Source organism: Enterobacter sp. HK169, from assembly GCF_001719105.1.
GTDB lineage: Bacteria > Pseudomonadota > Gammaproteobacteria > Enterobacterales > Enterobacteriaceae > Enterobacter > Enterobacter asburiae_B.
In genome coordinates, this window is sequence record NZ_CP017087.1 from 3,231,885 (window position 1) to 3,257,076 (window position 25,192).

A 25,192-nucleotide genomic window follows, 5' to 3' on the forward strand; every position below is an offset into this window, starting at 1 on the left:
GGGCATCAGGCCGCGCCTTACTTCTTCACCTGCGCCTTAAACTTCTTCATCCACACCAGCAGTTCAAACACGCCGAAAATAAACACGCGCAGCTGCTGCCAGCCCGTCATCTGCGGGCCGTCTTTCGGCAGGCCGTTTTTCAGCATCACCATCTGCAGGGCGTGCATAAACGACGTGAAAATCAGCGCGACGTTAACGAAAATATTCATCGGACGCGGGAAGGGGTGTACCAGGTTGAGAATTAAAAACGCCCAGACGCCCAGCATCAGCAAACGTCCCAGGTTAATCAGTACCGGCATCGGAGCCTCCTTGTGCCTGACGGTGATAAAGACGATAAGCGACCTGGCCGGCGACCTTTTCGCGGTGCAGATCCCAGTGGGCGGGAACCGGCGGTAAACCGTTTTCCACTTCGCTTTCAACGTAAATTAGCGCGTCATCCGCCAGCCAGCCGTTTTGCTCCAGCAGGGATAACGTCTCCTCCAGCAGCCCCTTGCGGAACGGCGGATCGACAAACACCACGTTATGCGGCGTGCCTTGCTGCGCAAGAAAACTCAGCGTGTTGGTGTTCACGACTTTGGCGTTGCTCGCCTTCAGCGTCGCCAGATTTTGCTGCAGCGTCTGCGCCACGCCGCGCTCCATCTCCAGCAGCGTGGCGCTGGCGGCATAGCGCGACAGCGCTTCCAGGCCGAGCGCGCCGCTTCCGGCGAAGCAGTCCAGGCAGTGGGCGTCTACCATTGACGGGGCCAGCCAGTTAAACAGCGTCTCGCGCACGCGGTCGGTAGTAGGACGTAAACCGGGGCTGTCCGGCACCGGTAATTTCCGGCCTCGCCACTGACCGCCGATAATACGAATTTGACCGGCCGGGGCGCGGTTGGGTTTCTTCATCTCAGGAAAGCTCTGTTAACAATTGGCCTGCGATTGCGGGCGGTGATGTCAATTAAGTAAAGTGTTAGACTATTTCATCATTTTTTTAGCTTCCATGTATATAGCGCCGCGAGGAGTGTAGTCGCAGATGGCAAAACAAAAAAAACGTGGCTTCTTTTCCTGGCTGGGCTTCGGTGAAAAAGAGCAAGAAACAGAACAGAAAACCGAAGAGCAACAAGCCGTTGAAGAGCAGTCGCAGCCTGAAACGCCTGTAGAAACCGCCGCGGTTGTCGAAGCGGAAGAAACGGCGCACAGCAAAGAAGAGATTGAATCCTTTGCTGAAGAAGTGGTTGAGGTTACGGAACAGGTTCAGGAGAGCGAGAAGCCAGAGCCGGTTGTCATTGAGGCCCTTGCCGAAGCGCCGCAGGCCGTTATCGAACACGAAGAGCTGCCGCTGCCGGAAGAGGTGAAAGCCGAAGAGGTGTCTGCCGAGGAGTGGCAGGCCGAAGCGGAAACCGTTGAAATCGTTGAGGCGGTGGAAGAAGAAGCGGCACTCGAGCCAGAGCTGACCGATGAAGAGCTGGAAGCCCAGGCGCTGGCGGCAGAAGCCGCGGAAGAAGCGGTCATCGTCGTGCCGGTAGAAGAGCAGGCCGAAGAAGAGAGCGTCCAGGAGCAGGAAAAACCGACCAAAGAAGGTTTCTTCGCGCGCCTGAAGCGCAGCCTGCTCAAAACCAAAGAAAACTTAGGTTCCGGATTTATCAGTCTGTTCCGCGGCAAGAAGATCGACGACGATCTCTTCGAAGAGCTGGAAGAACAGCTGCTGATTGCGGACGTCGGCGTGGAAACCACCCGTAAGATCATCGCCAATCTGACCGAAGGGGCGAGCCGCAAACAGCTGCGCGACGCCGAAGCGCTGTACGGCCTGCTGAAAGACGAGATGGGTGAAATTCTCGCAAAAGTTGACGAACCGCTTAATATTGAAGGCAAAACGCCATTTGTTATTCTGATGGTTGGCGTGAACGGCGTGGGTAAAACCACCACCATCGGCAAGCTGGCGCGTCAGTTCGAGCAGCAGGGCAAATCGGTGATGCTGGCGGCGGGCGATACCTTCCGCGCGGCTGCGGTTGAGCAGCTGCAGGTTTGGGGCCAGCGCAACAACATTCCGGTGATTGCCCAGCATACCGGCGCGGATTCTGCGTCCGTGATCTTCGATGCCATCCAGGCGGCGAAGGCGCGCAACGTGGACGTGCTGATTGCCGATACCGCAGGGCGTTTGCAGAACAAATCGCACCTGATGGAAGAGTTGAAGAAAATCGTTCGCGTCATGAAGAAGCTGGACGAAGACGCGCCGCATGAAATTATGCTGACCATTGATGCCAGCACCGGACAGAACGCCATCAGCCAGGCGAAGCTGTTCAATGAAGCGGTAGGACTGACGGGGATCGCGCTGACCAAGCTGGACGGCACCGCGAAAGGCGGGGTGATCTTCTCCGTGGCCGATCAGTTCGGTATTCCTATCCGTTACATCGGTGTGGGCGAGCGTATTGAGGATTTGCGTCCGTTTAAAGCGGACGACTTTATTGAGGCATTATTTGCCCGAGAGGACTAACAATGATTCGCTTTGAACACGTCAGCAAGGCCTATCTCGGTGGGAGACAAGCGCTGCAGGGGGTAACATTCCACCTGCAGCCGGGCGAGATGGCATTCCTGACCGGCCATTCCGGCGCGGGGAAAAGTACCCTGCTCAAGCTTATCTGTGGGATCGAGCGGCCAAGCGCCGGGAAAATCTTTTTCGGCGGCCATGAGATCAGCCGCCTGAAAAACCGCGAAGTGCCGTTCCTGCGTCGTCAGATCGGCATGATTTTCCAGGATCACCACCTGCTGATGGATCGCACCGTTTTCGATAACGTGGCCATTCCGCTGATTATTGCCGGCGCCAGCTATGACGATATCCGCCGCCGCGTTTCTGCGGCGCTGGATAAGGTCGGGCTGCTGGACAAAGCGAAGAACTTCCCGATCCAGCTCTCCGGCGGTGAGCAGCAGCGCGTGGGCATCGCCCGCGCGGTGGTGAACAAGCCTGCCGTACTGCTGGCGGATGAACCAACCGGTAACCTGGACGATGCCCTGTCAGAAGGGATTTTGCGTCTGTTTGAGGAATTCAACCGCGTAGGAGTCACCGTATTGATGGCCACGCACGACATCGGGCTCATTTCCCGTCGTTCGTACCGCATGCTGACCCTGAGCGACGGGCATTTGCACGGAGGCCACGGTGAATAAGCGTGATGCAATAAACCAGATTCGGCAGTTCGGAAACCGGTTTGACCGTTTCCGTAAGCCGCAGGGCGGTGGTGACGGCAATCGTAATGCGCCGAAGCGCCAGAAGGCCGCGCCAAAACCGGCCTCCCGTAAAACCAACGTGTTTAACGAGCAGGTGCGCTACGCCTTCCACGGCGCGCTGCAGGACCTGAAAAGCAAACCGCTGGCGACGTTCCTGACGGTGATGGTGATCGCCATCTCCCTGACGCTGCCAAGCGTCTGCTATATGGTCTATAAAAACGTCAACCAGGCGGCCTCACAGTATTATCCGTCTCCGCAGATCACGGTCTATATGGATAAAGCGCTCGACGATAACGCCGCGGCACAGGTGGTCGGGCAAATCCAGGCCGAGCAGGGCGTGGAGAAGGTCAACTATCTCTCCCGTGAAGACGCGCTGGGCGAGTTCCGTAACTGGTCTGGTTTTGGCGGCGCGCTGGATATGCTCGAAGAGAACCCGCTGCCCGCCGTGGCGGTGGTGATCCCGAAGCTGGATTTCCAGGGGACCGATTCGCTTAACACCCTGCGCGATCGCATCACGCGCATTAAGGGCATTGATGAAGTGCGCATGGACGACAGCTGGTTTGCGCGCCTTGCTGCCCTGACCGGGCTGGTAGGACGCGTCGCGGCGATGATTGGCGTGCTGATGGTGGCGGCGGTCTTCCTCGTCATCGGTAACAGCGTGCGCCTGAGCATCTTTGCCCGTCGCGATACCATTAACGTGCAGAAACTGATTGGTGCGACGGATGGGTTCATCCTCCGACCGTTCCTTTACGGTGGCGCATTGCTCGGTTTTTCCGGTGCATTTCTTTCACTGATATTGTCAGAAATTTTGGTGATGCGGCTCTCTTCTGCCGTGACTGAAGTGGCGCAGGTTTTCGGAACGAAGTTTGATATCAGTGGCTTAGGCTTCGATGAGTGCCTGTTGCTGCTGCTGGTTTGTTCGATGATTGGGTGGGTGGCAGCCTGGCTGGCAACCGTTCAACATTTACGTCACTTTACTCCCGACTAATAAAAGCGTGATATAATCTTTCCCTGCACCGAGATGCTCGCTCTGCAGGGAAAGCGTCCCTGTTGTCGCTTCCCCTGTTATCATCTTCATGTCACAATTTGTGCGTAATTTATTCACCGTTGCACCTGGAACTTGTGGATAAAATCACTGTCTGATAAAAGAGTGAATGCTAATCTCGTTGCTCAAACGCTTTGGCATGGTTGTTGCCTGACGGGGACGACCAGGACCAGAAGAAACATTGAGAGGAATGAATGACCAAAGAAATGCAAACTTTAGCTTTAGCCCCTGTTGGTAACCTGGAATCTTATATCCGGGCTGCGAACACCTGGCCGATGTTAACGGCCGAGGAAGAAAAGGAGCTTGCTGAAAAGCTGCATTACCAGGGCGATCTGGAAGCAGCGAAAAAGCTGATCCTGTCTCACCTGCGCTTTGTTGTTCACATTGCTCGTAACTATGCGGGCTATGGCCTGCCGCAGGCGGACTTGATTCAGGAAGGTAACATCGGCCTGATGAAGGCTGTGCGTCGCTTTAACCCGGAAGTGGGTGTGCGACTCGTCTCCTTCGCTGTGCACTGGATCAAAGCAGAAATTCATGAATACGTGCTGCGCAACTGGCGTATCGTGAAAGTCGCCACGACAAAAGCGCAACGCAAACTGTTCTTCAACCTGCGTAAAGCCAAGCAGCGTCTGGGCTGGTTCAATCAGGATGAAGTGGAAATGGTGGCGCGCGAGCTGGGCGTATCCAGCAAAGACGTGCGTGAGATGGAATCCCGTATGGCCGCGCAGGACATGACCTTTGATATGTCCTCCGACGACGACGCATCTGACAGCCAGCCGATGGCGCCGGTTCTGTATCTGCAGGATAAAACCTCTAACTTTGCTGACGGCATCGAAGAGGATAACTGGGAAGATCAGGCCGCGAACAAGCTGACCCATGCGATGGAAGGCCTCGACGAGCGTAGCCAGGATATTATCCGCGCCCGCTGGCTGGACGAAGACAACAAGTCCACGCTGCAGGAGCTGGCCGACCGCTACGGCGTTTCTGCGGAACGTGTCCGTCAGCTTGAAAAGAACGCCATGAAAAAACTTCGCGCCGCTATCGAAGCGTAATTTCCGCGAAGTACACCGAGAACCCCTGGATGAAAGTCCGGGGGTTTTGTTTTTTTAGCGCCCGCTCTGGCGAATTCCCTCCCCCTGGCAAACACTTACTGATGCGCTAAGCAGGCGACTTTCTCAGGGGGACAGGGTGAAAAATAACGAACTGAACGACCGGCGTTTACAGGCGACGCCGCGCGGCATCGGCGTGATGTGTAACTTCTATGCTGATAAAGCTGAAAACGCCACGGTGTGGGACGTGGAAGGTAACGAGTACATCGACTTCGCCGCCGGGATCGCGGTGCTGAATACCGGCCATCGCCATCCAAAAGTCATTTCCGCGATTGAAAAACAGCTCCACGCGTTTACCCATACGGCGTACCAGATTGTGCCGTACGAAGGCTATGTGACACTTGCCGAGCGCATCAACCAGCGCGTGCCCGTTGACGGTCCGGCCAAAACCGCGTTCTTCTCCACGGGGGCTGAGGCGGTCGAAAACGCGGTCAAAATTGCCCGAGCGTACACCAAACGTCCCGGCCTTATCACCTTCGGCGGCGCGTTCCACGGCCGCACCTTTATGACCATGGCGCTGACCGGCAAAGTTGCGCCGTACAAGCTCGGCTTTGGCCCGTTCCCCGGTTCGGTGTATCACGCGCAGTATCCGAATGAACTGCACGGCGTCAGCACGGCGGAAGCGTTGAAAAGCCTGGAACGCATCTTTAAAGCGGATATCGCACCCGACCAGGTCGCGGCCATTATTCTCGAACCGGTTCAGGGAGAGGGCGGTTTCAACATTGCGCCAGCTGATTTTATGCAGGCGCTGCGCGCCCTGTGCGACACCCACGGTATTTTGCTGATTGCCGACGAGGTGCAAAGCGGCTTTGCCCGTACCGGCAAGCTGTTCTCGATGGAACACCACTGCGTGAAGCCCGATATGATCACCATGGCGAAAAGCCTGGCGGGCGGGATGCCGCTCTCAGCGGTATCGGGCCGTGCGGAGGTGATGGACGCCCCTGCACCGGGCGGGCTGGGCGGTACCTACGCCGGGAACCCGCTGGCGATTGCGGCGGCGCATGCCGTGCTCGACGTGATTGATGAAGAGGATCTCTGCACGCGCTCGGCGCATCTTGGCCATCACCTGGTGGAAGTGCTGAACAAGGCGAAGGAACACTGCCCGTATATCGCTGACATTCGCGCGCAGGGATCGATGGTGGCGGTGGAGTTTAACGACCCGCAAACGGGCCAGCCTTCGCCGGAATTTACTCGACAGGTGCAGGAGCGCGCGTTGCAGGAAGGACTGCTGCTGCTGAGCTGCGGCGTCTACGGCAACGTCATTCGTTTCCTGTATCCGCTGACTATCCCTGAAGCGCAGTTCCGTAAAGCGCTGGACATTATCTCCGCGTCGCTGACACGTTAAAGCCGCATGCCCGGCGAAAATCCCTGCCGGGCTTATCATATATTCATTTCAAATTAGCTATTCCAAAATCATAAAAATCGGGTATGTTTTAGCAGAGTATGCTGAAAAAGCGCGGACAGCACACCTATAACTGACATAAAGCGCTGCACAACAACATCACAACAATCGTAATAACCATAATAATGGGGAATCTCAGGATGAACATGAAGGGTAAAGCGTTACTGGCAGGATGTATCGCGTTGGCATTCAGCACCATGGCACAGGCAGACATCAAGGTGGCTGTGGTTGGCGCAATGTCCGGTCCGGTAGCACAGTACGGCGACCAGGAATTTACCGGCGCTGAACAGGCGGTTGCAGACATTAATGCTAAGGGCGGTATCAAGGGCGAAAAACTGCAGATCGTAAAATATGATGATGCCTGTGACCCGAAACAAGCGGTCGCGGTCGCGAACAAAGTGGTGAACGACGGGATCAAATACGTTATCGGTCACCTGTGCTCTTCCTCGACTCAGCCTGCGTCTGACATCTACGAAGACGAAGGTATTCTGATGATCACCCCGGCAGCGACCGCACCGGAGCTGACCGCGCGCGGCTACAAGCTGACCCTGCGCACCACCGGTCTGGACTCTGACCAGGGCCCAACCGCGGCGAAATACATCGTTGAAAAAGTGAAGCCGAAGCGCATTGCCATCGTTCATGACAAGCAGCAGTACGGTGAAGGTCTGGCGCGTTCAGTGCAGGATAACCTCAAGAAAGCGAATGCCGACGTGGTGTTCTTCGACGGGATCACCGCCGGTGAGAAAGACTTCTCCACCCTGGTGGCGCGTCTGAAGAAAGAGAATATTGATTTCGTTTACTACGGTGGCTACCACCCGGAAATGGGCCAGATCCTGCGCCAGGCGCGCGCTGCGGGCCTGAAAACCCAGTTTATGGGCCCGGAAGGCGTGGCGAACGTTTCCCTGTCTAACATTGCGGGTGAATCAGCCGAAGGCCTGCTGGTAACCAAACCGAAGAACTACGACCAGGTTCCTGCGAACAAACCTATCGTAGATGCCATCAAGGCGAAGAAACAGGATCCAAGCGGCGCGTTCGTCTGGACCACCTACGCGGCGCTGCAGTCTCTGCAGGCGGGCCTGAACCAGTCAGCCGATCCGGCTGAGATTGCCACCTGGCTGAAAGCGAATACCGTCGAGACCGTCATGGGACCACTCTCCTGGGACGCGAAGGGCGACCTGAAGGGCTTCGAGTTCGGCGTGTTTGACTGGCATGCTAACGGTACGGCGACAGACGCCAAATAATTTTCCCGTCGCCTTTCGCGCCGCAGGTGCGTTGGCTGCGTTATTCAACCCCGGTCACTTACTTATGTAAGCTCCCGGGGATTTCATAACTTGCCGCCTTCCTGCAACACGAAATGCTTGGGAAAATGCGGCAGATAATGTAGGCCGGGTAAGGCGCAGCCGCCACCCGGCTTTCTTTTAGCGCTTCTCCCAACCGCTCTCCTGCGCCGTAAACCCTAACGCCTGCATAAACGCCGCCATCACGCCGCGGTCTTCCACGCCCACGTCAGCCATCCACCATGAGGTCACGCTCGGGTTTTCGCGGATCACTTCTTCAATTAAATACTGTCCCACACCGCGACGACGGGTGACGTCACGCACGCGCAGCGAGTCCAGCGCCCCTTCCGTACCGCTCAGGGTTACGCGAACCGCTGCCAGCAGGCGTTCGTTAAAACGCGCGGCATAAATGCGGTGGGTCTCATCAACGCGCAGCGACGAAGGGGAATATTCCGGCCAGATCTTGCCCAGGTCGATATGATCCTGGTCGCTAAAGGTCACCAGACGCACGATAGTCAGTTTCATTAGCCACTTGTCCAAATCAGATTGAGTAGGGGCAGTGTACTCAATTTATTCACTCAGCGGCTTCCTCTTTTTATTCTCATTAACCAGGTGATTAGTTTTTTGGCAACGCGATGGGCAGTTTGAAAACACATGGATCGAAAAATAAGCAGAATTTTAACCTGAACGGTAGTGATTTATTCGGCGCTTTGTACCGTTATTTTATGCTGCAAACTGCACTTTTATTTGTTTATCTCTGCCTGATTTCAGAATATTATCTTTGCTTAATCGCCTGAAAAATAGAGATTTTAGTCTGGTTTTTGACAAAAAACTGCGCTAAGCCATTAAAGGCACTGGTAAAAATAGCGTTGTTCATTAAAAGTACAGAATGCTTTTTAACCATAATAAAACAAAATATAAACACGACATCACGAATGGGGATTCAGAGATGAAAAGGAACGCGAAGACGTTAATCGCGGGGATGGTCGCACTGTCGATCTCGCATGCCGCTATGGCAGACGACATTAAAGTTGCGGTAGTGGGGGCGATGTCCGGCCCTGTTGCCCAGTGGGGTGACATGGAGTTTAACGGCGCGCGTCAGGCCATCAAAGACATCAACGCCAAGGGCGGTATCAAAGGCGACAAGCTGGTGGGCGTGGAATATGACGACGCCTGCGATCCGAAACAGGCCGTCGCGGTCGCCAACAAAATCGTCAACGACGGTATTCAGTATGTGATCGGCCACCTGTGCTCATCCTCCACGCAGCCGGCGTCTGATATCTACGAAGACGAAGGCATTCTGATGATCACCCCTGGCGCAACGAACCCGGAGCTGACCCAGCGCGGCTACCAGCACATTATGCGTACCGCCGGTCTGGACTCCTCGCAGGGTCCCACCGCCGCCAAATACATCCTCGAGACCGTTAAGCCACAGCGCATTGCTATTATTCATGACAAACAGCAGTACGGCGAAGGCCTGGCGCGCTCCGTGCAGGACGGCCTGAAAAAAGGCGGCGCGAACATCGTCTTCTTCGACGGCATTACCGCCGGTGAGAAAGACTTCTCCGCGCTGATTGCCCGTGTGCAAAAAGAGAATATCGATTTCGTTTACTACGGCGGCTATTACCCGGAGATGGGGCAGATGCTGCGTCAGGCGCGCGCCACCGGTCTGAAAACCCAGTTTATGGGGCCAGAGGGCGTGGGCAATGCCTCTCTGTCAAACATCGCGGGGGATTCTGCCGAAGGCATGCTGGTGACGATGCCAAAACGCTATGACCAGGATCCGGCCAACAAGGCTATCGTGGATGCGCTCAAGGCGCAGAAGAAAGATCCGAGTGGTCCGTACGTCTGGATCACCTACGCGGCCGTACAGTCTCTGGCCACCGCGCTGGATCGCTCCGGCAGCAAAGAACCGCTGGATCTGGTGAAAGATTTAAAAGCACACGGGGCGAACACCGTGATTGGGCCGCTGAACTGGGATGAGAAAGGCGATCTGAAGGGATTTGAGTTTGGTGTCTTTAAGTGGCACGCCGACGGTTCATCCTCGGCCGCCAAATAATTATCCCACCGCCCGGCATGACGGGCGGGTATAAAAAGGTTTGCATATGTCCGAGCAGTTTCTCTATTTCCTGCAGCAGATGTTTAACGGCGTTACGCTGGGAAGCACCTACGCGCTGATCGCCATCGGCTATACGATGGTTTACGGCATTATCGGCATGATCAACTTCGCCCACGGCGAGGTGTACATGATCGGTAGCTACGTCTCCTTTATGATTATCGCCGCCCTGATGATGATGGGCATCGACAGCAGCTGGCTGCTGGTCGCCGCCGGTTTTGTCGGCGCGATCGTGATTGCCAGCGCCTACGGCTGGAGCATTGAACGCGTGGCCTACCGGCCGGTGCGCAGCTCCAAGCGCCTGATTGCGCTTATTTCCGCGATCGGGATGTCGATCTTCCTGCAAAACTACGTCAGCCTGACCGAAGGCTCGCGCGACGTGGCGCTGCCAAGCCTGTTTAACGGCCAGTGGATTGTGGGGGCCAGCGAAAACTTCGCGGCCTCTATCACCACCATGCAGCTGGTTATCTGGGTCGTGACCTTTATTGCGATGCTCGCCCTGACGCTGTTCATCCGCTACTCGCGTATGGGACGCGCCTGCCGCGCCTGCGCGGAAGACCTGAAGATGGCGAGCCTGCTCGGCATCAACACCGACCGCGTGATTGCCCTGACCTTCGTGATTGGCGCCGCGATGGCGGCGGTGGCGGGCGTCCTGCTCGGCCAGTTCTACGGCGTGATCAACCCATACATCGGCTTCATGGCCGGGATGAAAGCCTTCACCGCGGCGGTCCTGGGCGGTATCGGCAGTATTCCGGGCGCGATGATCGGCGGCCTGATCCTGGGCGTGGCCGAAGCGCTCTCCTCGGCGTACCTGAGCACGGAGTATAAAGACGTGGTGTCGTTTGCCCTGCTGATTCTGGTTCTGCTGGTGATGCCTACCGGTATTCTGGGCCGTCCGGAGGTAGAGAAAGTATGAAACCGATGCATTTTGCAATGGCGCTGCTCTCTGCCGCCATGTTCTTCGTGCTGGCCAGCGTCTTTATGGGCGTCCAGCTTGAGCTGAATGGCACCAAACTGGTTGTCGATACCGCAGCTGACATCCGCTGGCAGTGGGTATTTATCGGCACGGCCGTAGTGTTCCTGTTCCAGCTGCTGCGTCCGCTGTTCCAGAAGACGCTGAAAAACGTCTCCGGTCCGAAATTCGTCCTGCCGGCAATCGACGGTTCTACTGTTAAGCAGAAGCTGTTCCTCGTGGCGCTGCTGGTGGCCGCCGTGGCGTGGCCGTTCGTGGTGTCGCGTGGCACCGTGGATATCGCCACTCTGACCATGATCTACGTGATTCTCGGCCTCGGTCTGAACGTGGTCGTGGGGCTCTCGGGCCTGCTGGTGCTGGGCTACGGCGGCTTCTACGCCATCGGCGCCTATACCTTCGCATTGCTGAACCACTATTACGGTCTCGGCTTCTGGACCTGCCTGCCGCTGGCGGGGCTGGTCTCTGCCGCTGCAGGCTTCCTGCTTGGCTTCCCGGTGCTGCGCCTGCGCGGTGACTACCTGGCGATTGTGACCTTAGGCTTCGGTGAAATCGTCCGTATCCTGCTGCTCAACAACACCGAAGTGACCGGCGGCCCGAACGGCATCAGCCAGATCCCGAAACCGACCTTCTTCGGGCTGGAGTTCAGCCGTACCGCCCGCGAAGGCGGCTGGGATACCTTCAGCAACTTCTTCGGCGTGAAGTATGACCCGTCCGACCGCGTGATCTGGCTCTATCTGGTGGCGCTGCTGCTGGTGGTGATTACCCTGTTCGTGATCAACCGCCTGCTGCGCATGCCGCTGGGCCGCGCGTGGGAAGCGCTGCGTGAAGATGAGATTGCCTGCCGCTCCCTGGGCCTGAACCCGACCCGCATCAAGCTGACCGCGTTCACCATCAGCGCCGCGTTTGCCGGTTTCGCCGGAACGCTGTTTGCCGCGCGTCAGGGCTTCGTTAGCCCGGAATCGTTCACCTTCGCCGAATCCGCCTTTGTGCTGGCGATTGTGGTGCTCGGCGGGATGGGCTCGCAGTTCGCCGTTATCCTCGCGGCCATCCTGCTGGTGGTCTCGCGCGAGCTGATGCGCGACTTTAACGAATACAGCATGCTGATGCTGGGTGGTTTGATGGTGCTGATGATGATCTGGCGTCCGCAGGGTCTGCTGCCGATGACCCGTCCACAGCTGAAGCTGAAGAACGGGCAAGCGAAAGGAGAGCAGGCATGAGTCAGCCATTATTATCCGTTAACGGCCTGATGATGCGTTTTGGCGGCCTGCTGGCGGTCAACAACGTGAATCTGGATCTGCACAAGAAAGAGATTGTCTCCCTGATTGGTCCGAACGGCGCAGGGAAAACCACGGTCTTTAACTGCCTGACCGGCTTCTACAAGCCGACGGGCGGTACCATCATGCTGCGCGACCAGCACCTGGAAGGGCTGCCGGGCCAGCAGATCGCCCGTATGGGCGTGGTGCGTACCTTCCAGCACGTGCGTCTGTTCCGCGAGATGACGGTGATTGAGAACCTGCTGGTGGCCCAGCATCAGCAGCTGAAAACCGGGCTGTTCTCCGGCCTGCTGAAAACCCCGGCCTTCCGCCGCGCGCAGGATGAAGCGCTTGACCGCGCCGCCACCTGGCTCGACCGAATTGGCCTGCTGCAGCACGCCAACCGTCAGGCGAGCAATCTGGCCTACGGTGACCAGCGTCGTCTGGAGATTGTGCGCTGCATGGTGACGCAGCCGGAAATCCTGATGCTCGACGAACCGGCGGCAGGGCTCAACCCGAAAGAGACCAAAGAGCTGGACGAGCTGATTGCCGAGCTGCGCGATAGTCACGACACTACCATCCTGCTGATTGAGCACGACATGAAGCTGGTGATGGGCATTTCGGACCGTATCTACGTGGTAAACCAGGGCACGCCGCTGGCAAACGGCACGCCGGAAGAGATCCGCAACAACCCGGACGTGATCCGTGCATACCTTGGTGAGGCATAAGATGGAAAAAGCGATGTTAACGTTCGACAAGGTCAACGCGCACTACGGCAAGATCCAGGCGCTGCACGACGTCAGCCTGCATATCAATCAGGGTGAAATCGTGACCCTGATTGGCGCCAACGGCGCGGGCAAAACCACGCTGCTCGGCACCCTGTGCGGCGACCCGCGCGCCACCAGCGGGCGGATTGTGTTCGATGGTAAAGACATTACCGACTGGCAGACCGCCAGAATCATGCGCGAGGCGGTGGCGATTGTTCCGGAAGGGCGCCGCGTCTTCTCCCGCATGACGGTGGAGGAGAACCTGGCGATGGGCGGGTTCTTCGCTCACCGCGATGAATACCAGACCCGCATCAAGTGGGTATATGAACTCTTCCCGCGCCTGTGGGAGCGCCGCATCCAGCGTGCGGGCACCATGTCCGGCGGTGAACAGCAGATGCTGGCGATTGGCCGCGCGCTGATGAGCCAGCCGCGCCTGCTGCTGCTGGACGAACCGTCGCTCGGTCTGGCGCCGATCATCATCCAGCAGATTTTCGACACCATCGAGCAGCTGCGCAAAGAGGGGATGACCATCTTCCTCGTCGAGCAGAACGCCAACCAGGCGCTGAAGCTCGCCGATCGTGGCTACGTGCTGGAGAACGGCCGCGTGGTGCTGGAGGATACCGGCGACGCGCTGCTGGCGAACGAAGCGGTGCGGAGCGCGTATCTGGGCGGATAGGTAAAAGCAAAAAGGCAACGCAAGTTGCCTTTTTTAATGTTTTCTCCCTCTCCCCGTGGGAGAGGGGCGGGGTGAGGGCACCAGACCGCACGAGGTAAAAGCAAAAAGGCAACGCAAGTTGCCTTTTTTAGTGTTTTCTCCCTCTCCCCGTGGGAGAGGGCGGGGTGAGGGCACCAGACCACACCCAAACCACCCCCCAGCCCCTTTCACACAACCATCATCCCCCTGACGCCTGGCTGTCACTTATCTGTAAACAAACAGTTATTTTTCTGTAATTCGAGCATGTCATGTTACCTCGCGAGCATAAAACGCGTGATATCGCGCATCCGGCACAATAAGAGAGATGACAATGACATCGTTACGACACACAGCTTTGGGTCTGGCACTGGGTCTGGCTTTTGCGACGAACGCAATGGCTGTCACGACCATTCCGTTCTGGCATTCCATGGAAGGGGAGTTGGGTAAAGAAGTTGACTCCCTGGCGCAGCGTTTCAACGACACCCATCCGGATTACAAAATTGTGCCGGTGTACAAAGGCAACTACGAGCAGAGCCTGAGCGCGGGCATCGCCGCCTTCCGTACCGGTAACGCACCGGCGCTGTTGCAGGTTTATGAAGTGGGTACCGCCACCATGATGGCCTCCAAAGCCATCAAACCGGTCTATGAAGTGTTCAAAGAAGCGGGCCTCAACTTCGACGAGTCGCAGTTCGTGCCGACCGTAGCGGGTTACTACACCGATTCCAAAACCGGCCACCTGCTATCCCAGCCGTTTAACAGCTCCACGCCGGTGCTGTACTACAACAAAGACGCCTTCAAAAAAGCCGGTTTAGACCCGGAGCAGCCGCCCAAAACCTGGCAGGACCTGGCGGAGTACACCGCGAAGCTGAAAGCGGCGGGGATGAAGTGCGGCTACGCCAGCGGCTGGCAGGGCTGGATCCAGATTGAAAACTTCAGCGCCTGGCACGGCCTGCCGGTGGCGACCAAAAACAACGGCTTCGACGGCACCGACGCGGTCCTGGAGTTCAACAAGCCTGAGCAGGTGAAGCATATCGCGCTGCTTGCCGATCTGAACAAGAAGGGCGACTTCAGCTACTTCGGACGTAAAGACGAATCCACCGAGAAGTTCTACAACGGCGACTGCGCCATTACCACCGCCTCTTCCGGCTCGCTGGCGGATATCCGTCACTACGCCAAATTCAACTACGGCGTGGGCATGATGCCGTACGACGCTGACGTGAAGGGCGCGCCGCAGAACGCCATCATCGGCGGGGCGAGCCTGTGGGTGATGCAGGGTAAAGACAAGGGCACCTACAAAGGCGTAGCCGAATTCCTCGACTTCCTGGCGAAGCCTGAAAACGCCGCCGAGTGGCACCAGAAGACCGGCTACCTGCCGATCACCAAAGCCGCGTACGACCTGACCCGCGAGCAGGGCTTCTACAGCAAGAACCCGGGGGCGGACATTGCGACGCGTCAGATGCTGAACAAGCCGCCGTTGCCGTTCACCAAGGGCCTGCGTCTGGGCAACATGCCGCAGATCCGTACCATCGTGGATGAGGAGCTGGAAAGCGTGTGGACCGGTAAGAAAACGCCACAGCAGGCGCTGGACTCTGCGGTAGAGCGCGGGAATCAGCTGCTGCGCCGCTTTGAGCAGTCGACCAAATCGTAATTCAAACCTGCCCCTCACCCTAACCCTCTCCCCATAGGGGAGAGGGGACTGCGCGGAGCCGTCTTTTCTCCCTCGCCCCTATGGGGAGAGGGACGGGGTGAGGGGTGAATACCTACAGAGCAAACCTATGTCATCATCCCGTCCGGTGTTTCGTTCCCGCTGGCTGCCCTATCTTCTGGTCGCACCGCAGCTGGTCATCACCGTTATCTTCTTTATCTGGCCTGCGGGCGAAGCGCTGTGGTACTCGGTACAAAGCGTCGACCCGTTCGGGCTTTCCAGCCAGTTTGTTGGCCTGGACAACTTTACCGCGCTGTTCCACGACAGCTACTATCTGGACTCCTTCTGGACGACGATGAAGTTTAGCGCGCTGGTGACCGTCAGCGGTCTGGTTGCCTCGCTGTTTTTCGCCGCGCTGGTGGACTACGTGGTGCGCGGCAGCCGTATTTATCAAACCCTGATGCTGCTGCCTTACGCCGTGGCTCCCGCCGTCGCCGCCGTACTGTGGATCTTCCTGTTTAACCCCGGTCGCGGATTGATTACCCACTTCCTGGCAGAGTTCGGCTACGACTGGAACCACGCTCAGAACAGCGGTCAGGCCATGTTCCTAGTGGTGTTCGCCTCGGTGTGGAAGCAGATCAGCTACAACTTCCTGTTCTTCTTTGCCGCGCTGCAGTCCATTCCGCGCTCGCTGGTGGAAGCCGCGGCGATTGACGGCGCAGGGCCCATTCGTCGTTTCTTCAGGCTGTCGCTGCCGCTGATCGCCCCGGTGAGTTTCTTCCTGCTGGTGGTTAACCTCGTGTACGCCTTCTTCGACACCTTCCCGGTGATCGACGCGGCGACCGCAGGCGGCCCGGTGCAGGCGACCACGACGCTTATCTATAAGATCTATCGCGAAGGCTTCGCCGGTCTGGATCTCTCCGCCTCTGCCGCGCAGTCGGTCGTGCTGATGTTCCTCGTCATCATCCTCACGGTGGTGCAGTTCCGCTATGTCGAAAGTAAGGTGCGCTACCAATGATTGAGAACCGTCGCGGGCTGACGATTTTCAGCCATACCATGCTGATTTTTGGGATTATCGTCATCCTCTTCCCGCTGTACGTGGCGTTTGTCGCCGCCACGCTGGACACCAAAGCGGTGTTCGACACGCCGATGACGCTGATCCCCGGCGGGCATCTGTTCGAGAACATGAAGACCATCTGGACTCAGGGCGTGGGCGCCAACAGCGCGCCGTTCTGGCTGATGATGCTCAACAGCTTCATCATGGCGTTTGGCATTACGGTCGGCAAAATTACGGTGTCGATGCTTTCGGCCTTCGCCATCGTCTGGTTCCGCTTTCCGCTGCGTAACCTCTTCTTCTGGATGATTTTTATCACCCTGATGCTGCCGGTAGAGGTGCGTATCTTCCCGACGGTAGAAGTGATTGCCAACCTGAAGATGCTCGACAGCTACGCGGGCTTAACCCTGCCGCTGATGGCCTCGGCGACCGCCACCTTCCTGTTCCGCCAGTTCTTTATGACCCTGCCGGACGAGCTGATTGAAGCGGCGCGCATCGACGGCGCGTCGCCGATGCGCTTCTTCAGGGACATCGTGCTGCCGCTGTCGAAAACCAACCTTGCAGCGCTGTTTGTGATCACCTTTATCTACGGCTGGAACCAGTACCTGTGGCCGCTGCTGATTATTCAGGACGTTAACCTCGGTACCGCCGTGGCGGGCATCAAAGGCATGATCGCCACCGGCGAAGGCACCACCCTCTGGAACCAGGTGATGGCGGCGATGCTGCTCACCCTTATCCCACCCGTAGTCATTGTTTTAGCCATGCAGCGCGCGTTTGTCCGCGGCCTGGTCGATAGCGAGAAATAAGATGGCAGGTTTAAAACTTCAGGCAGTAACCAAAAGCTGGGATGGCAAAACCCAGGTTATTCAGCCGCTGACGCTCGACGTGGCGGACGGAGAATTCATCGTGATGGTCGGCCCGTCCGGCTGTGGCAAATCCACCCTGCTGCGCATGGTGGCGGGGCTGGAGCGCGTGACCTCCGGGGATATCTGGATTGACCGTCAGCGCGTCACCGAGATGGAGCCGAAAGACAGAGGCATCGCGATGGTGTTCCAGAACTACGCCCTCTATCCGCACATGAGCGTGGAAGAGAACATGGCCTGGGGGCTGAAAATCCGCGGCATGGGCAAAGGCCATATCGACGAGCGCGTGAAAGAAGCGGCACGCATTCTCGAGCTGGACGGACTGCTGAAGCGCCGCCCGCGCGAGCTCTCCGGCGGCCAGCGCCAGCGCGTGGCAATGGGGCGCGCCATCGTGCGCGATCCGGCGGTATTCCTCTTCGACGAGCCGCTGTCTAACCTCGACGCCAAGCTGCGCGTGCAGATGCGTCTTGAGCTGCAGCAGCTGCACCGTCGCCTGAACACCACCTCCCTGTACGTGACCCACGATCAGGTCGAAGCCATGACCCTCGCCCAACGCGTGATGGTGATGAACAAAGGCATCGCCGAGCAGATTGGCACGCCGGTGGAAGTGTACGAGAAACCGGCCACCCGCTTTGTGGCGAGCTTTATCGGCAGCCCGGCAATGAACCTGCTGGAAGGGCGTATCAGCAGCGCGGGCACGCATTTTGAGCTGGAAAGCGGGATGGCATTGCCGATCAACTGGTACTATCGTGGCTACGCCGGGCGTAAGATGACGCTCGGTATCCGCCCGGAACATATTGGTTTAACCTCTCAGGCGGACGGCGGCGTGCCGCTGGTGATGGACACGCTGGAGATGTTGGGTGCAGATAACCTGGCGCACGGGCGCTGGGGCGAGCAAAAAATGGTGGTGCGCCTGGCACATCAGGAGCGTCCGAAAGCAGGCAGCACGCTGTGGCTGCACCTGCCGGAAAACCATCTGCACCTGTTTGACGGTGAAACAGGACAACGAGTATGAGCAACTGGCCTTATCCCCACGTCGTCGCCCACCGTGGCGGCGGTAAGCTGGCGCCGGAGAACACCCTGGCGGCGATTGACGTTGGCGCGCGCTACGGTCACACGATGATCGAGTTCGACGCCAAGCTGTCGAAAGACGGCGAAATTTTCCTGCTGCATGACGATAACCTCGAACGCACCAGCAACGGCTGGGGCGTGGCGGGCGAGCTGCCGTGGCGCGATCTGCTGAAGGTGGATGCCGGAAGCTGGTACAGCGGCGAATTCAAAGGCGAACCGCTGCCGCTGCTGGCGGACGTGGCGGACCGCTGTCGCCAGCACGGCATGATGGCCAATATCGAAATCAAACCGACCACCGGCACCGGGCCGCTGACGGGCAAAGTCATTGCCCTGGCCGCGCGCGAACTGTGGGAAGGGATGACTGCGCCGCTGCTGTCATCATTTGAAATCGATGCGCTGGAGGCCGCACAGGCGGCCGTACCGGAGCTGCCGCGCGGGCTGCTGCTTGACGAGTGGCGCGAGGACTGGCGCGAGCTGACGACACGCTTAGCGTGCGTTTCTATCCATCTCAACCACAGGCTGCTGGATGAGGCGCGGGTGAAGATGCTGAAGGACGCAGGCCTGCATATTCTGGTCTACACGGTTAACAAACCCCAGCGCGCAGCCGAACTGCTGCGATGGGGCGTGGACAGCATCTGTACCGATGCAATCGACCTGATCGGCCCGGACTTTAGTTCTGCGGATTAAGCATGCTGCCATTCGACTGCGGCGGCAGCATGTGCTGCTGACCGCTGCCTGACGACGTCATTCCCCCTAACATCCCGCCGTTTTTATTCGGCAGCGGCTGCTCGCGCACCTGCCCCTGCTGCACGCGCTGGGTGTTGGCGTTCATCTGATTTTGCAGGCTTTGCTGCTGCATCTGGGTCTGCGTTTTAAGCTGCTGATTAAGCATCCCTTTCTGCTGCTGTTGCTGGCTCATCATCTCCGTCTGCATACGCTGCTGGCTCGGGATAACGTAACCCTGCTGGTTCGGGTTGTTCAGGGTGTTGAGTGGCTGTGCGAGCGCGGCAAACGGGATCAGCGCCGTAAGGATCCATAAGCGTTTCATTGTCATTTCCTCCTTTTGAGGTCTCTCTTAAGTTTACCCCGATTTCACCATGACGATGATTTTTTAGGAGTTGTGAACCAGGCTTAAGCGGGGAATATGGATCCCTTCACCTGGAGAACAATAATGATGAAACCAACGTTTTTGCGCTGGGTCGCCATCGCCGCGCTGATGGCAGGCGGTACATTTAGCGTGGCGGCCAACCCGCCAGCGGCGCCTCCGGTCTCTTACGGCGTGGAGGAAGATGTTTTTCATCCCGTGCGGGCAACCCATGGCATGGTGGCGTCAGTGGATGCGCTGGCAACAAAAGTGGGCGTCGATATTCTCAGGCAGGGCGGTAACGCGGTGGATGCAGCGGTCGCCGTCGGCTATGCGCTGGCGGTGACGCATCCGCAGGCGGGGAACCTGGGCGGCGGCGGCTTTATGATGCTGCGCACTAAAGACGGCAAAACCACCGCCATCGATTTCCGCGAAATGGCGCCTTCTCAGGCGTCCCGCGATATGTTCCTCGACGATCAGGGTAACCCTGACAGCAAAAAATCCCTGACTTCGCACCTCGCTACCGGCACGCCGGGCACCGTTGCGGGCTTCTCGCTGGCGCTGGAAAAATACGGCACGATGCCGCTAAACAAGGTGGTGCAGCCTGCGATCAAGCTGGCGCGCGACGGCTTTGTGGTAAACGATGCGCTGGCGGACGATCTCAAGACCTACGGCAGCGAAGTCATTCCGAATCACGAAAACAGCAAGGCCATCTTCTGGAAAGACGGTGAGCCCCTGAAGAAGGGCGACAGGCTGGTGCAGAAGAACCTCGCCAAAAGCCTGGAGCTGATTGCTGAGCACGGTCCGGACGCCTTCTACAAAGGGGCAATTGCCGACCAGATTGCCGAAGAGATGCAGAAGAACGGCGGGCTCATCACCAAAGCGGATCTGGCGGAATACAAGGCGGTGGAGCGCGAGCCGATTAGCGGTACCTATCGCGGATACGAGGTCTTCTCCATGCCGCCGCCGTCCTCCGGCGGGATCCACATCGTGCAGATCCTCAATATTCTCGAAAACTTCGATATGCACAAGTTCGGCTTCGGCAGCGCGGACGCCATGCAGGTGATGGCGGAAGCGGAAAAACGCGCCTACGCCGACCGGTCGGAATATCTCGGCGATCCGGACTTTGTAAAGGTGCCGTGGCAGGCGCTGACCAACAAGGCGTATGCCAAATCCATTGCCGATCAGATTGATATCAACAAGGCCAAACCGTCGAGCGAGATCCGCCCCGGCAAGCTGGCGCCGTACGAAAGCAACCAGACCACCCACTTCTCGGTGGTGGATAAAGACGGTAACGCGGTGGCGGTGACGTACACGCTCAACACCACCTTCGGCACCGGGATTGTGGCGGGCAACAGCGGTATTCTGCTGAACAACGAGATGGATGACTTCTCTGCCAAACCGGGCGTGCCGAACGTCTACGGGCTGGTGGGCGGCGATGCGAATGCGGTAGGGCCGAAGAAGCGCCCGCTGTCGTCCATGTCGCCCACCATTGTCGTGAAAGACGGGAAAACCTGGCTGGTGACCGGCAGCCCTGGCGGGAGCCGTATTATCACTACCGTGCTGCAGATGGTGGTGAACAGCATCGACTTTGGGATGAACGTCGCCGAAGCGACCAACGCACCGCGTTTCCATCACCAGTGGCTGCCGGACGAGCTGCGCGTGGAGAAGGGCTTTAGCCCGGACACCATCAAGCTGCTTGAACAGCGCGGGCAGAAGGTGGCGGTTAAGGAGGCGATGGGCAGCACCCAGAGCATTATGGTCGGGCCGGACGGGGCGCTGTTTGGCGCGTCGGATCCGCGGTCGGTGGATGATTTGTCGGCGGGGTATTGATGGTTTGCCGGGTGGCGGCTTCGCCTTACCCGGCCTACGTTTTTCATTCCCTCTCCCGGTGGGAGAGGGTTAGGGTGAGGGCAACAAACTACTTCATTCGCGCCATATAATACGCGTCCACATATTCACCGTTGCGCAGGGCATAGCGTTTGCCGGTGCCTTCAATTTCGAACCCGTGTTTTTTGTACACCGCAATCGCCGGTTCGTTATCGACAAATACCGTCAGCTCAATGCGGTCAACGCGCAGCCAGTTATCGCACATATCAATCATAGTGCGCATCAGAGCGCTGGCAACGCCCCGGTTTTGCCACTGCGCGCCGACACAAATCCCAAAATCAGCCACATGGCTGCGGCGCGGGCGTTGCGCGACGACGATGCACAGATGGCCGGCGACATGACCTTCTATGCAGGCGACGAGCTGCTTGATGCCGGGCTGGTCGGATAGCCGTTCTTGCCACATTTGCTCAGAGGGATGAGGAACCTGTAGTGTGTTGTGGTACACCTCCGGCTGGGCGTGGATCTGACGAATGGCGTCATAATCTTTCGGTTCCGCATGGCGTATCACTATCTCACTCATTCCTTATTCCTCAGTCAGTTAAACGTCCCTTTCAACATCAATGACTTTAAAATTTGAGTCAACCGCTATTTTTTGCAAAAAGTATTGGACAAGTGCGAATGAGAATGATTATTATTGCTCTGCATTCAGGAAGACCGCTACGGGAACCTGAAAGCACGACATTGCTCACATTGCTTCCAGTATTACTTTAGCCAGCTTTTAGCTGGCTTTTTTTTTGTTATGGTTAGACTCAGTAACCTTCCAAAAGGACTGAGCCATGACACTACATTGCGCATTTATTGGATTTGGTAAAAGTACGACCCGCTACCACCTGCCGTATGTTCTCAACCGTAAACACAGCTGGCACGTCGCGCACATCTTCCGCCGCCGCGCGAAGCCGGAAGAGCAATCCCCGCAGTATTCCCATATCCATTTCACCAGCGCTCTTGATGAAGTACTTAACGATCCGCAGGTCAAACTGGTTGTTGTCTGCACCCACGCCGACAGCCATTTTGACTATGCGAAACGCGCGCTGGAAGCGGGTAAAAACGTGCTGGTGGAAAAGCCGTTCACCCCAACTATCGCCGAAGCAAAAGCGCTGTTCGCGCTGGCGAAAAGTAAAGGCCTGACCGTTACGCCGTATCAGAACCGTCGCTTTGACAGCTGCTTCCTGACGGCGAAAAAGGCGATTGAAAGCGGCAAGCTGGGCGACATTGTGGAAATCGAAAGCCACTTCGATTACTACCGTCCGGTGGCGGAAACCCAACCCGGCCTGCCGCAGGACGGCTCGTTCTATGGTCTGGGCGTGCATACGATGGACCAGATCATCTCCCTGTTTGGCCGACCGGACCACGTGACGTATGACATCCGCAGCCTGCGTAATAAAGCCAACCCGGACGACACCTTTGAAGCGCAGCTGTTCTACGGCGACCTGAAGGCCATCGTCAAAACCAGCCATCTGGTGAAAATCGACTATCCGAAATTTATCGTTCACGGCACCAAAGGATCGTTCATTAAGTACGGCATCGACCAGCAGGAGACCAGCCTGAAGGCCAACATCATGCCGGGTGAACCGGGCTTTGCGGCGGATAATTCCGTGGGCGTGCTGGAGTATGTGAACGATGAGGGCGTAACGGTCAGGGAAGAGCTGAAACCGGAAATTGGCGACTATGGCCGCGTCTACGATGCGCTATACGAAACCCTCACAACCGGCTCGCCGAATTACGTCAAGGAATCTGACGTTCTGACCAACCTGGAAATCCTCGAACGGGCCTTCGAGCAGGCTTCTCCTGCCACGGTAACCCTCGCGAAATAAGCAAAAACGGCTCCTCTGCGCTTGTTCATAATTTTTGAACAGAGGAGTCAATTTTCACCCTCTATGATCCCAGGCGGTTTGCGTCCACACTTACTCCATCGAAACGAACAGAGGGTGAAACAATGATCTACTTACGCAAAGCAAACGAACGTGGTCACGCGAATCATGGCTGGCTGGACTCATGGCATTCATTCTCGTTTGCCGACTACTACGACCCGAACTTCATGGGCTTCTCCGCACTGCGCGTGATTAACGACGACGTGATTGATGCAGGCCAGGGCTTCGGTACCCACCCGCACAAAGACATGGAAATCCTGACCTATGTGCTGGAAGGGGCGGTGGAACACCAGGACAGCATGGGCAACAAAGAGCAGGTTCCGGCGGGCGAGTTCCAGATTATGAGCGCGGGTACCGGGGTGCGTCACTCCGAGTACAACCCGAGCAAAACGGAAAAACTGCACCTGTATCAAATCTGGATCATTCCAGAAGAGACCGGCATCACGCCACGCTACGAACAACGCCGCTTCGACGCGAAACAGGGCAAACAGCTGGTGCTGTCCCCGGATGCGCGTGAAGGTTCCCTGAAGGTGCATCAGGATATGGAGCTGTACCGCTGGGCGCTGGCGAAAGACGAACAGTCTGTGCACCAGATTGCCGCCAACCGCCGCGTCTGGATCCAGGTGGTGAAAGGTGAAGTGTCTATCAACGGCACCAAAGCGACAACCGCCGATGGCCTCGCCGTCTGGGATGAGCAGGCGCTTTCCGTGCATGCCGACAGCGAAAGTGAAATTCTGCTGTTTGACCTGCCGCCGGTGTAATAAATCATAAATAAATGCCCATCCTTCCCTTTGACAGGGGAAGGATGAGCTTTGTCCGTGATAAACTGAGCAAATCTCTCACTTCAAGATTTCTCAGGACGATGAAAAAGAAACGCCCCGTACTTCAGGATGTCGCCGATCGCGTCGGTGTGACCAAAATGACGGTCAGCCGTTTTTTACGTAACCCGGAACAGGTTTCCGTGGCGTTGCGTGGCAAGATTGCCGCTGCCCTTGATGAACTGGGTTATATCCCCAACCGCGCGCCGGATATTCTCTCCAATGCGACCAGCCGTGCGGTGGGCGTCCTGCTTCCTTCCCTGACCAACCAGGTTTTCGCCGAAGTTTTGCGCGGCATTGAAAGCGTCACCGATGCTTTTGGCTATCAAACCATGCTCGCCCACTACGGGTACAAGCCGGAACTGGAAGAGGAACGTCTTGAATCGATGCTTTCCTGGAACATCGACGGCCTGATTTTAACGGAACGTACCCACACTGCCCGCACGCTCAAAATGATTGAAGTGGCCGGTATCCCGGTGGTGGAGCTGATGGACAGCCAGTCGCCGTGCCTCGACATCGCCGTGGGGTTCGATAACTTCGAAGCGGCGCGCCAGATGACGGCGGCCATCATCGCCCGTGGGCATCGTCATATCGCCTATCTGGGTGCGCGTCTTGATGAACGTACTATCATCAAACAGAAGGGATACGAGCAGGCGATGCTCGACGCGAACCTAACCCCGTACAGCGTGATGGTGGAGCAGTCCTCTTCCTATACGTCGGGTATTGAGCTGATGCGTCAGGCACGACGCGAGTATCCGCAACTGGACGGTATTTTCTGCACCAACGATGACCTTGCGGTCGGCGCGGCGTTTGAGTGCCAGCGTCTGGGGCTCAAGATCCCTGATGATATGGCAATTGCCGGTTTCCACGGCCACGACATTGGCCAGGTGATGGAGCCGCGTCTCGCGAGCGTCCTGACCCCGCGTGAACGTATGGGCCGCATTGGCGCAGAACGCCTGCTGGCGCGCATTCGTGGCGAGACGGTTACCCCAAAAATGTTAGATTTAGGTTTCACCTTGTCACCGGGTGGATCTATTTGAACTGACAAATTTGAAGTAG

General features: G+C 57.5%; 25 protein-coding genes. 20 read left to right on the forward strand and 5 right to left on the reverse strand.

Annotation, left to right across the window (positions count from 1 at the left end):
• Positions 1 to 17: 17 nt before the first annotated feature.
• Entirely contained in the window at positions 18 to 299 is a 282-nt protein-coding gene (locus EnteroDNA1_RS15300) for a DUF1145 family protein (protein WP_010436509.1), read from the reverse strand.
• Positions 283 to 885, reverse strand: a complete 603-nt coding sequence (gene rsmD / locus EnteroDNA1_RS15305) for a 16S rRNA (guanine(966)-N(2))-methyltransferase (protein ID WP_069303519.1) — start codon at positions 883 to 885, stop codon at positions 283 to 285. The genes EnteroDNA1_RS15300 and rsmD overlap by 17 nt, the downstream gene beginning before the upstream one ends.
• Positions 886 to 1,012: 127 nt before the next feature.
• Here rsmD and ftsY point away from each other — a divergent pair, with 127 nt between their 5' ends.
• The 6 genes from ftsY to livJ all read left to right on the forward strand — a co-directional run bounded on the left by ftsY (position 1,013) and on the right by livJ (position 7,998).
• Positions 1,013 to 2,473 carry a signal recognition particle-docking protein FtsY gene (gene ftsY / locus EnteroDNA1_RS15310; RefSeq protein ID WP_047059433.1) on the forward strand — a complete coding sequence of 487 codons (1,461 nt, stop codon included), beginning with the start codon at positions 1,013 to 1,015 and terminating at the stop codon, positions 2,471 to 2,473.
• A gap of 2 nt (positions 2,474 to 2,475) precedes the next feature.
• Positions 2,476 to 3,141 (forward strand): cell division ATP-binding protein FtsE, encoded by a 666-nt coding sequence (ftsE, locus tag EnteroDNA1_RS15315; protein WP_025758973.1) that lies wholly within the window; start codon positions 2,476 to 2,478, stop codon positions 3,139 to 3,141.
• The gene (gene ftsX / locus EnteroDNA1_RS15320; protein ID WP_032662628.1) at positions 3,134 to 4,189 is read left to right on the forward strand and encodes a permease-like cell division protein FtsX; all 1,056 of its coding nucleotides are present in this window, start codon (positions 3,134 to 3,136) and stop codon (positions 4,187 to 4,189) included. The genes ftsE and ftsX overlap by 8 nt, the downstream gene beginning before the upstream one ends.
• A 251-nt stretch (positions 4,190 to 4,440) precedes the next feature.
• Complete coding sequence (rpoH, locus tag EnteroDNA1_RS15330; protein WP_033144392.1) at positions 4,441 to 5,298, forward strand: RNA polymerase sigma factor RpoH; 858 nt, start codon at positions 4,441 to 4,443, stop codon at positions 5,296 to 5,298.
• 136 nt (positions 5,299 to 5,434) lie between these two features.
• Positions 5,435 to 6,700 carry a 4-aminobutyrate--2-oxoglutarate transaminase gene (locus EnteroDNA1_RS15335; protein WP_069303520.1) on the forward strand — a complete coding sequence of 422 codons (1,266 nt, stop codon included), beginning with the start codon at positions 5,435 to 5,437 and terminating at the stop codon, positions 6,698 to 6,700.
• 197 nt (positions 6,701 to 6,897) lie between these two features.
• On the forward strand, positions 6,898 to 7,998 hold the full coding sequence (gene livJ, locus EnteroDNA1_RS15340; protein ID WP_072163886.1) for a branched chain amino acid ABC transporter substrate-binding protein LivJ: 1,101 nt from the start codon (positions 6,898 to 6,900) through the stop codon (positions 7,996 to 7,998).
• Between the two features lie 177 nt (positions 7,999 to 8,175).
• Here livJ and panM read toward each other — a convergent pair whose 3' ends face one another.
• A complete protein-coding gene (gene panM / locus EnteroDNA1_RS15345) occupies positions 8,176 to 8,559 on the reverse strand; it encodes an aspartate 1-decarboxylase autocleavage activator PanM (protein ID WP_023334145.1) in 384 nt (127 codons plus the stop codon).
• Between the two features lie 424 nt (positions 8,560 to 8,983).
• Here panM and livK point away from each other — a divergent pair, with 424 nt between their 5' ends.
• From livK to ugpQ, 10 genes are all read left to right on the forward strand, one after another.
• Positions 8,984 to 10,093 carry a high-affinity branched-chain amino acid ABC transporter substrate-binding protein LivK gene (livK, locus tag EnteroDNA1_RS15360; RefSeq protein WP_069303521.1) on the forward strand — a complete coding sequence of 370 codons (1,110 nt, stop codon included), beginning with the start codon at positions 8,984 to 8,986 and terminating at the stop codon, positions 10,091 to 10,093.
• A gap of 46 nt (positions 10,094 to 10,139) precedes the next feature.
• A complete protein-coding gene (gene livH / locus EnteroDNA1_RS15365; protein ID WP_008500099.1) occupies positions 10,140 to 11,066 on the forward strand; it encodes a high-affinity branched-chain amino acid ABC transporter permease LivH in 927 nt (308 codons plus the stop codon).
• A complete protein-coding gene (gene livM, locus EnteroDNA1_RS15370; RefSeq protein ID WP_023310023.1) occupies positions 11,063 to 12,340 on the forward strand; it encodes a branched chain amino acid ABC transporter permease LivM in 1,278 nt (425 codons plus the stop codon). Before livH ends, livM begins: the two co-directional genes overlap by 4 nt.
• Positions 12,337 to 13,104 carry a high-affinity branched-chain amino acid ABC transporter ATP-binding protein LivG gene (gene livG / locus EnteroDNA1_RS15375; protein ID WP_023310024.1) on the forward strand — a complete coding sequence of 256 codons (768 nt, stop codon included), beginning with the start codon at positions 12,337 to 12,339 and terminating at the stop codon, positions 13,102 to 13,104. Before livM ends, livG begins: the two co-directional genes overlap by 4 nt.
• 1 nt (position 13,105) lies before the next feature.
• Positions 13,106 to 13,819: a high-affinity branched-chain amino acid ABC transporter ATP-binding protein LivF gene (gene livF, locus EnteroDNA1_RS15380; protein WP_008500102.1), complete on the forward strand. Its 714-nt coding sequence runs from the start codon at positions 13,106 to 13,108 to the stop codon at positions 13,817 to 13,819.
• A 349-nt stretch (positions 13,820 to 14,168) separates the two neighbouring features.
• Positions 14,169 to 15,485: a sn-glycerol-3-phosphate ABC transporter substrate-binding protein UgpB gene (ugpB, locus tag EnteroDNA1_RS15385; RefSeq protein ID WP_069303522.1), complete on the forward strand. Its 1,317-nt coding sequence runs from the start codon at positions 14,169 to 14,171 to the stop codon at positions 15,483 to 15,485.
• Between the two features lie 127 nt (positions 15,486 to 15,612).
• Positions 15,613 to 16,500 (forward strand): sn-glycerol-3-phosphate ABC transporter permease UgpA, encoded by an 888-nt coding sequence (ugpA, locus tag EnteroDNA1_RS15390; RefSeq protein WP_033144396.1) that lies wholly within the window; start codon positions 15,613 to 15,615, stop codon positions 16,498 to 16,500.
• Positions 16,497 to 17,342 (forward strand): sn-glycerol-3-phosphate ABC transporter permease UgpE, encoded by an 846-nt coding sequence (ugpE, locus tag EnteroDNA1_RS15395; RefSeq protein ID WP_069303523.1) that lies wholly within the window; start codon positions 16,497 to 16,499, stop codon positions 17,340 to 17,342. Before ugpA ends, ugpE begins: the two co-directional genes overlap by 4 nt.
• 1 nt (position 17,343) lies before the next feature.
• A complete protein-coding gene (locus EnteroDNA1_RS15400; RefSeq protein WP_064672996.1) occupies positions 17,344 to 18,414 on the forward strand; it encodes a sn-glycerol-3-phosphate import ATP-binding protein UgpC in 1,071 nt (356 codons plus the stop codon).
• The gene (ugpQ, locus tag EnteroDNA1_RS15405; RefSeq protein WP_069303524.1) at positions 18,411 to 19,157 is read left to right on the forward strand and encodes a glycerophosphodiester phosphodiesterase; all 747 of its coding nucleotides are present in this window, start codon (positions 18,411 to 18,413) and stop codon (positions 19,155 to 19,157) included. Before EnteroDNA1_RS15400 ends, ugpQ begins: the two co-directional genes overlap by 4 nt.
• On the opposite strand, the gene EnteroDNA1_RS15410 is transcribed toward ugpQ, so the two are convergent.
• Positions 19,141 to 19,518: a DUF2756 family protein gene (locus tag EnteroDNA1_RS15410; protein ID WP_045888353.1), complete on the reverse strand. Its 378-nt coding sequence runs from the start codon at positions 19,516 to 19,518 to the stop codon at positions 19,141 to 19,143. The two genes, ugpQ and EnteroDNA1_RS15410, sit on opposite strands and share 17 nt — an antisense overlap.
• A gap of 123 nt (positions 19,519 to 19,641) precedes the next feature.
• Here EnteroDNA1_RS15410 and ggt point away from each other — a divergent pair, with 123 nt between their 5' ends.
• Entirely contained in the window at positions 19,642 to 21,387 is a 1,746-nt protein-coding gene (gene ggt / locus EnteroDNA1_RS15415) for a gamma-glutamyltransferase (RefSeq protein ID WP_073001667.1), read from the forward strand.
• Positions 21,388 to 21,475: 88 nt separating this feature from the next.
• Here ggt and yhhY read toward each other — a convergent pair whose 3' ends face one another.
• Positions 21,476 to 21,964 carry an N-acetyltransferase gene (gene yhhY, locus EnteroDNA1_RS15420; protein WP_033144400.1) on the reverse strand — a complete coding sequence of 163 codons (489 nt, stop codon included), beginning with the start codon at positions 21,962 to 21,964 and terminating at the stop codon, positions 21,476 to 21,478.
• 256 nt (positions 21,965 to 22,220) lie between these two features.
• Here yhhY and EnteroDNA1_RS15425 point away from each other — a divergent pair, with 256 nt between their 5' ends.
• From EnteroDNA1_RS15425 to gntR, 3 genes are all read left to right on the forward strand, one after another.
• The gene (locus EnteroDNA1_RS15425) at positions 22,221 to 23,258 is read left to right on the forward strand and encodes an oxidoreductase (RefSeq protein ID WP_069303525.1); all 1,038 of its coding nucleotides are present in this window, start codon (positions 22,221 to 22,223) and stop codon (positions 23,256 to 23,258) included.
• A gap of 122 nt (positions 23,259 to 23,380) precedes the next feature.
• Complete coding sequence (locus EnteroDNA1_RS15430) at positions 23,381 to 24,076, forward strand: pirin family protein (protein WP_003861565.1); 696 nt, start codon at positions 23,381 to 23,383, stop codon at positions 24,074 to 24,076.
• 101 nt (positions 24,077 to 24,177) lie between these two features.
• A complete protein-coding gene (gene gntR / locus EnteroDNA1_RS15435; protein WP_021242747.1) occupies positions 24,178 to 25,173 on the forward strand; it encodes a gluconate operon transcriptional repressor GntR in 996 nt (331 codons plus the stop codon).
• Positions 25,174 to 25,192: the final 19 nt, after the last annotated feature.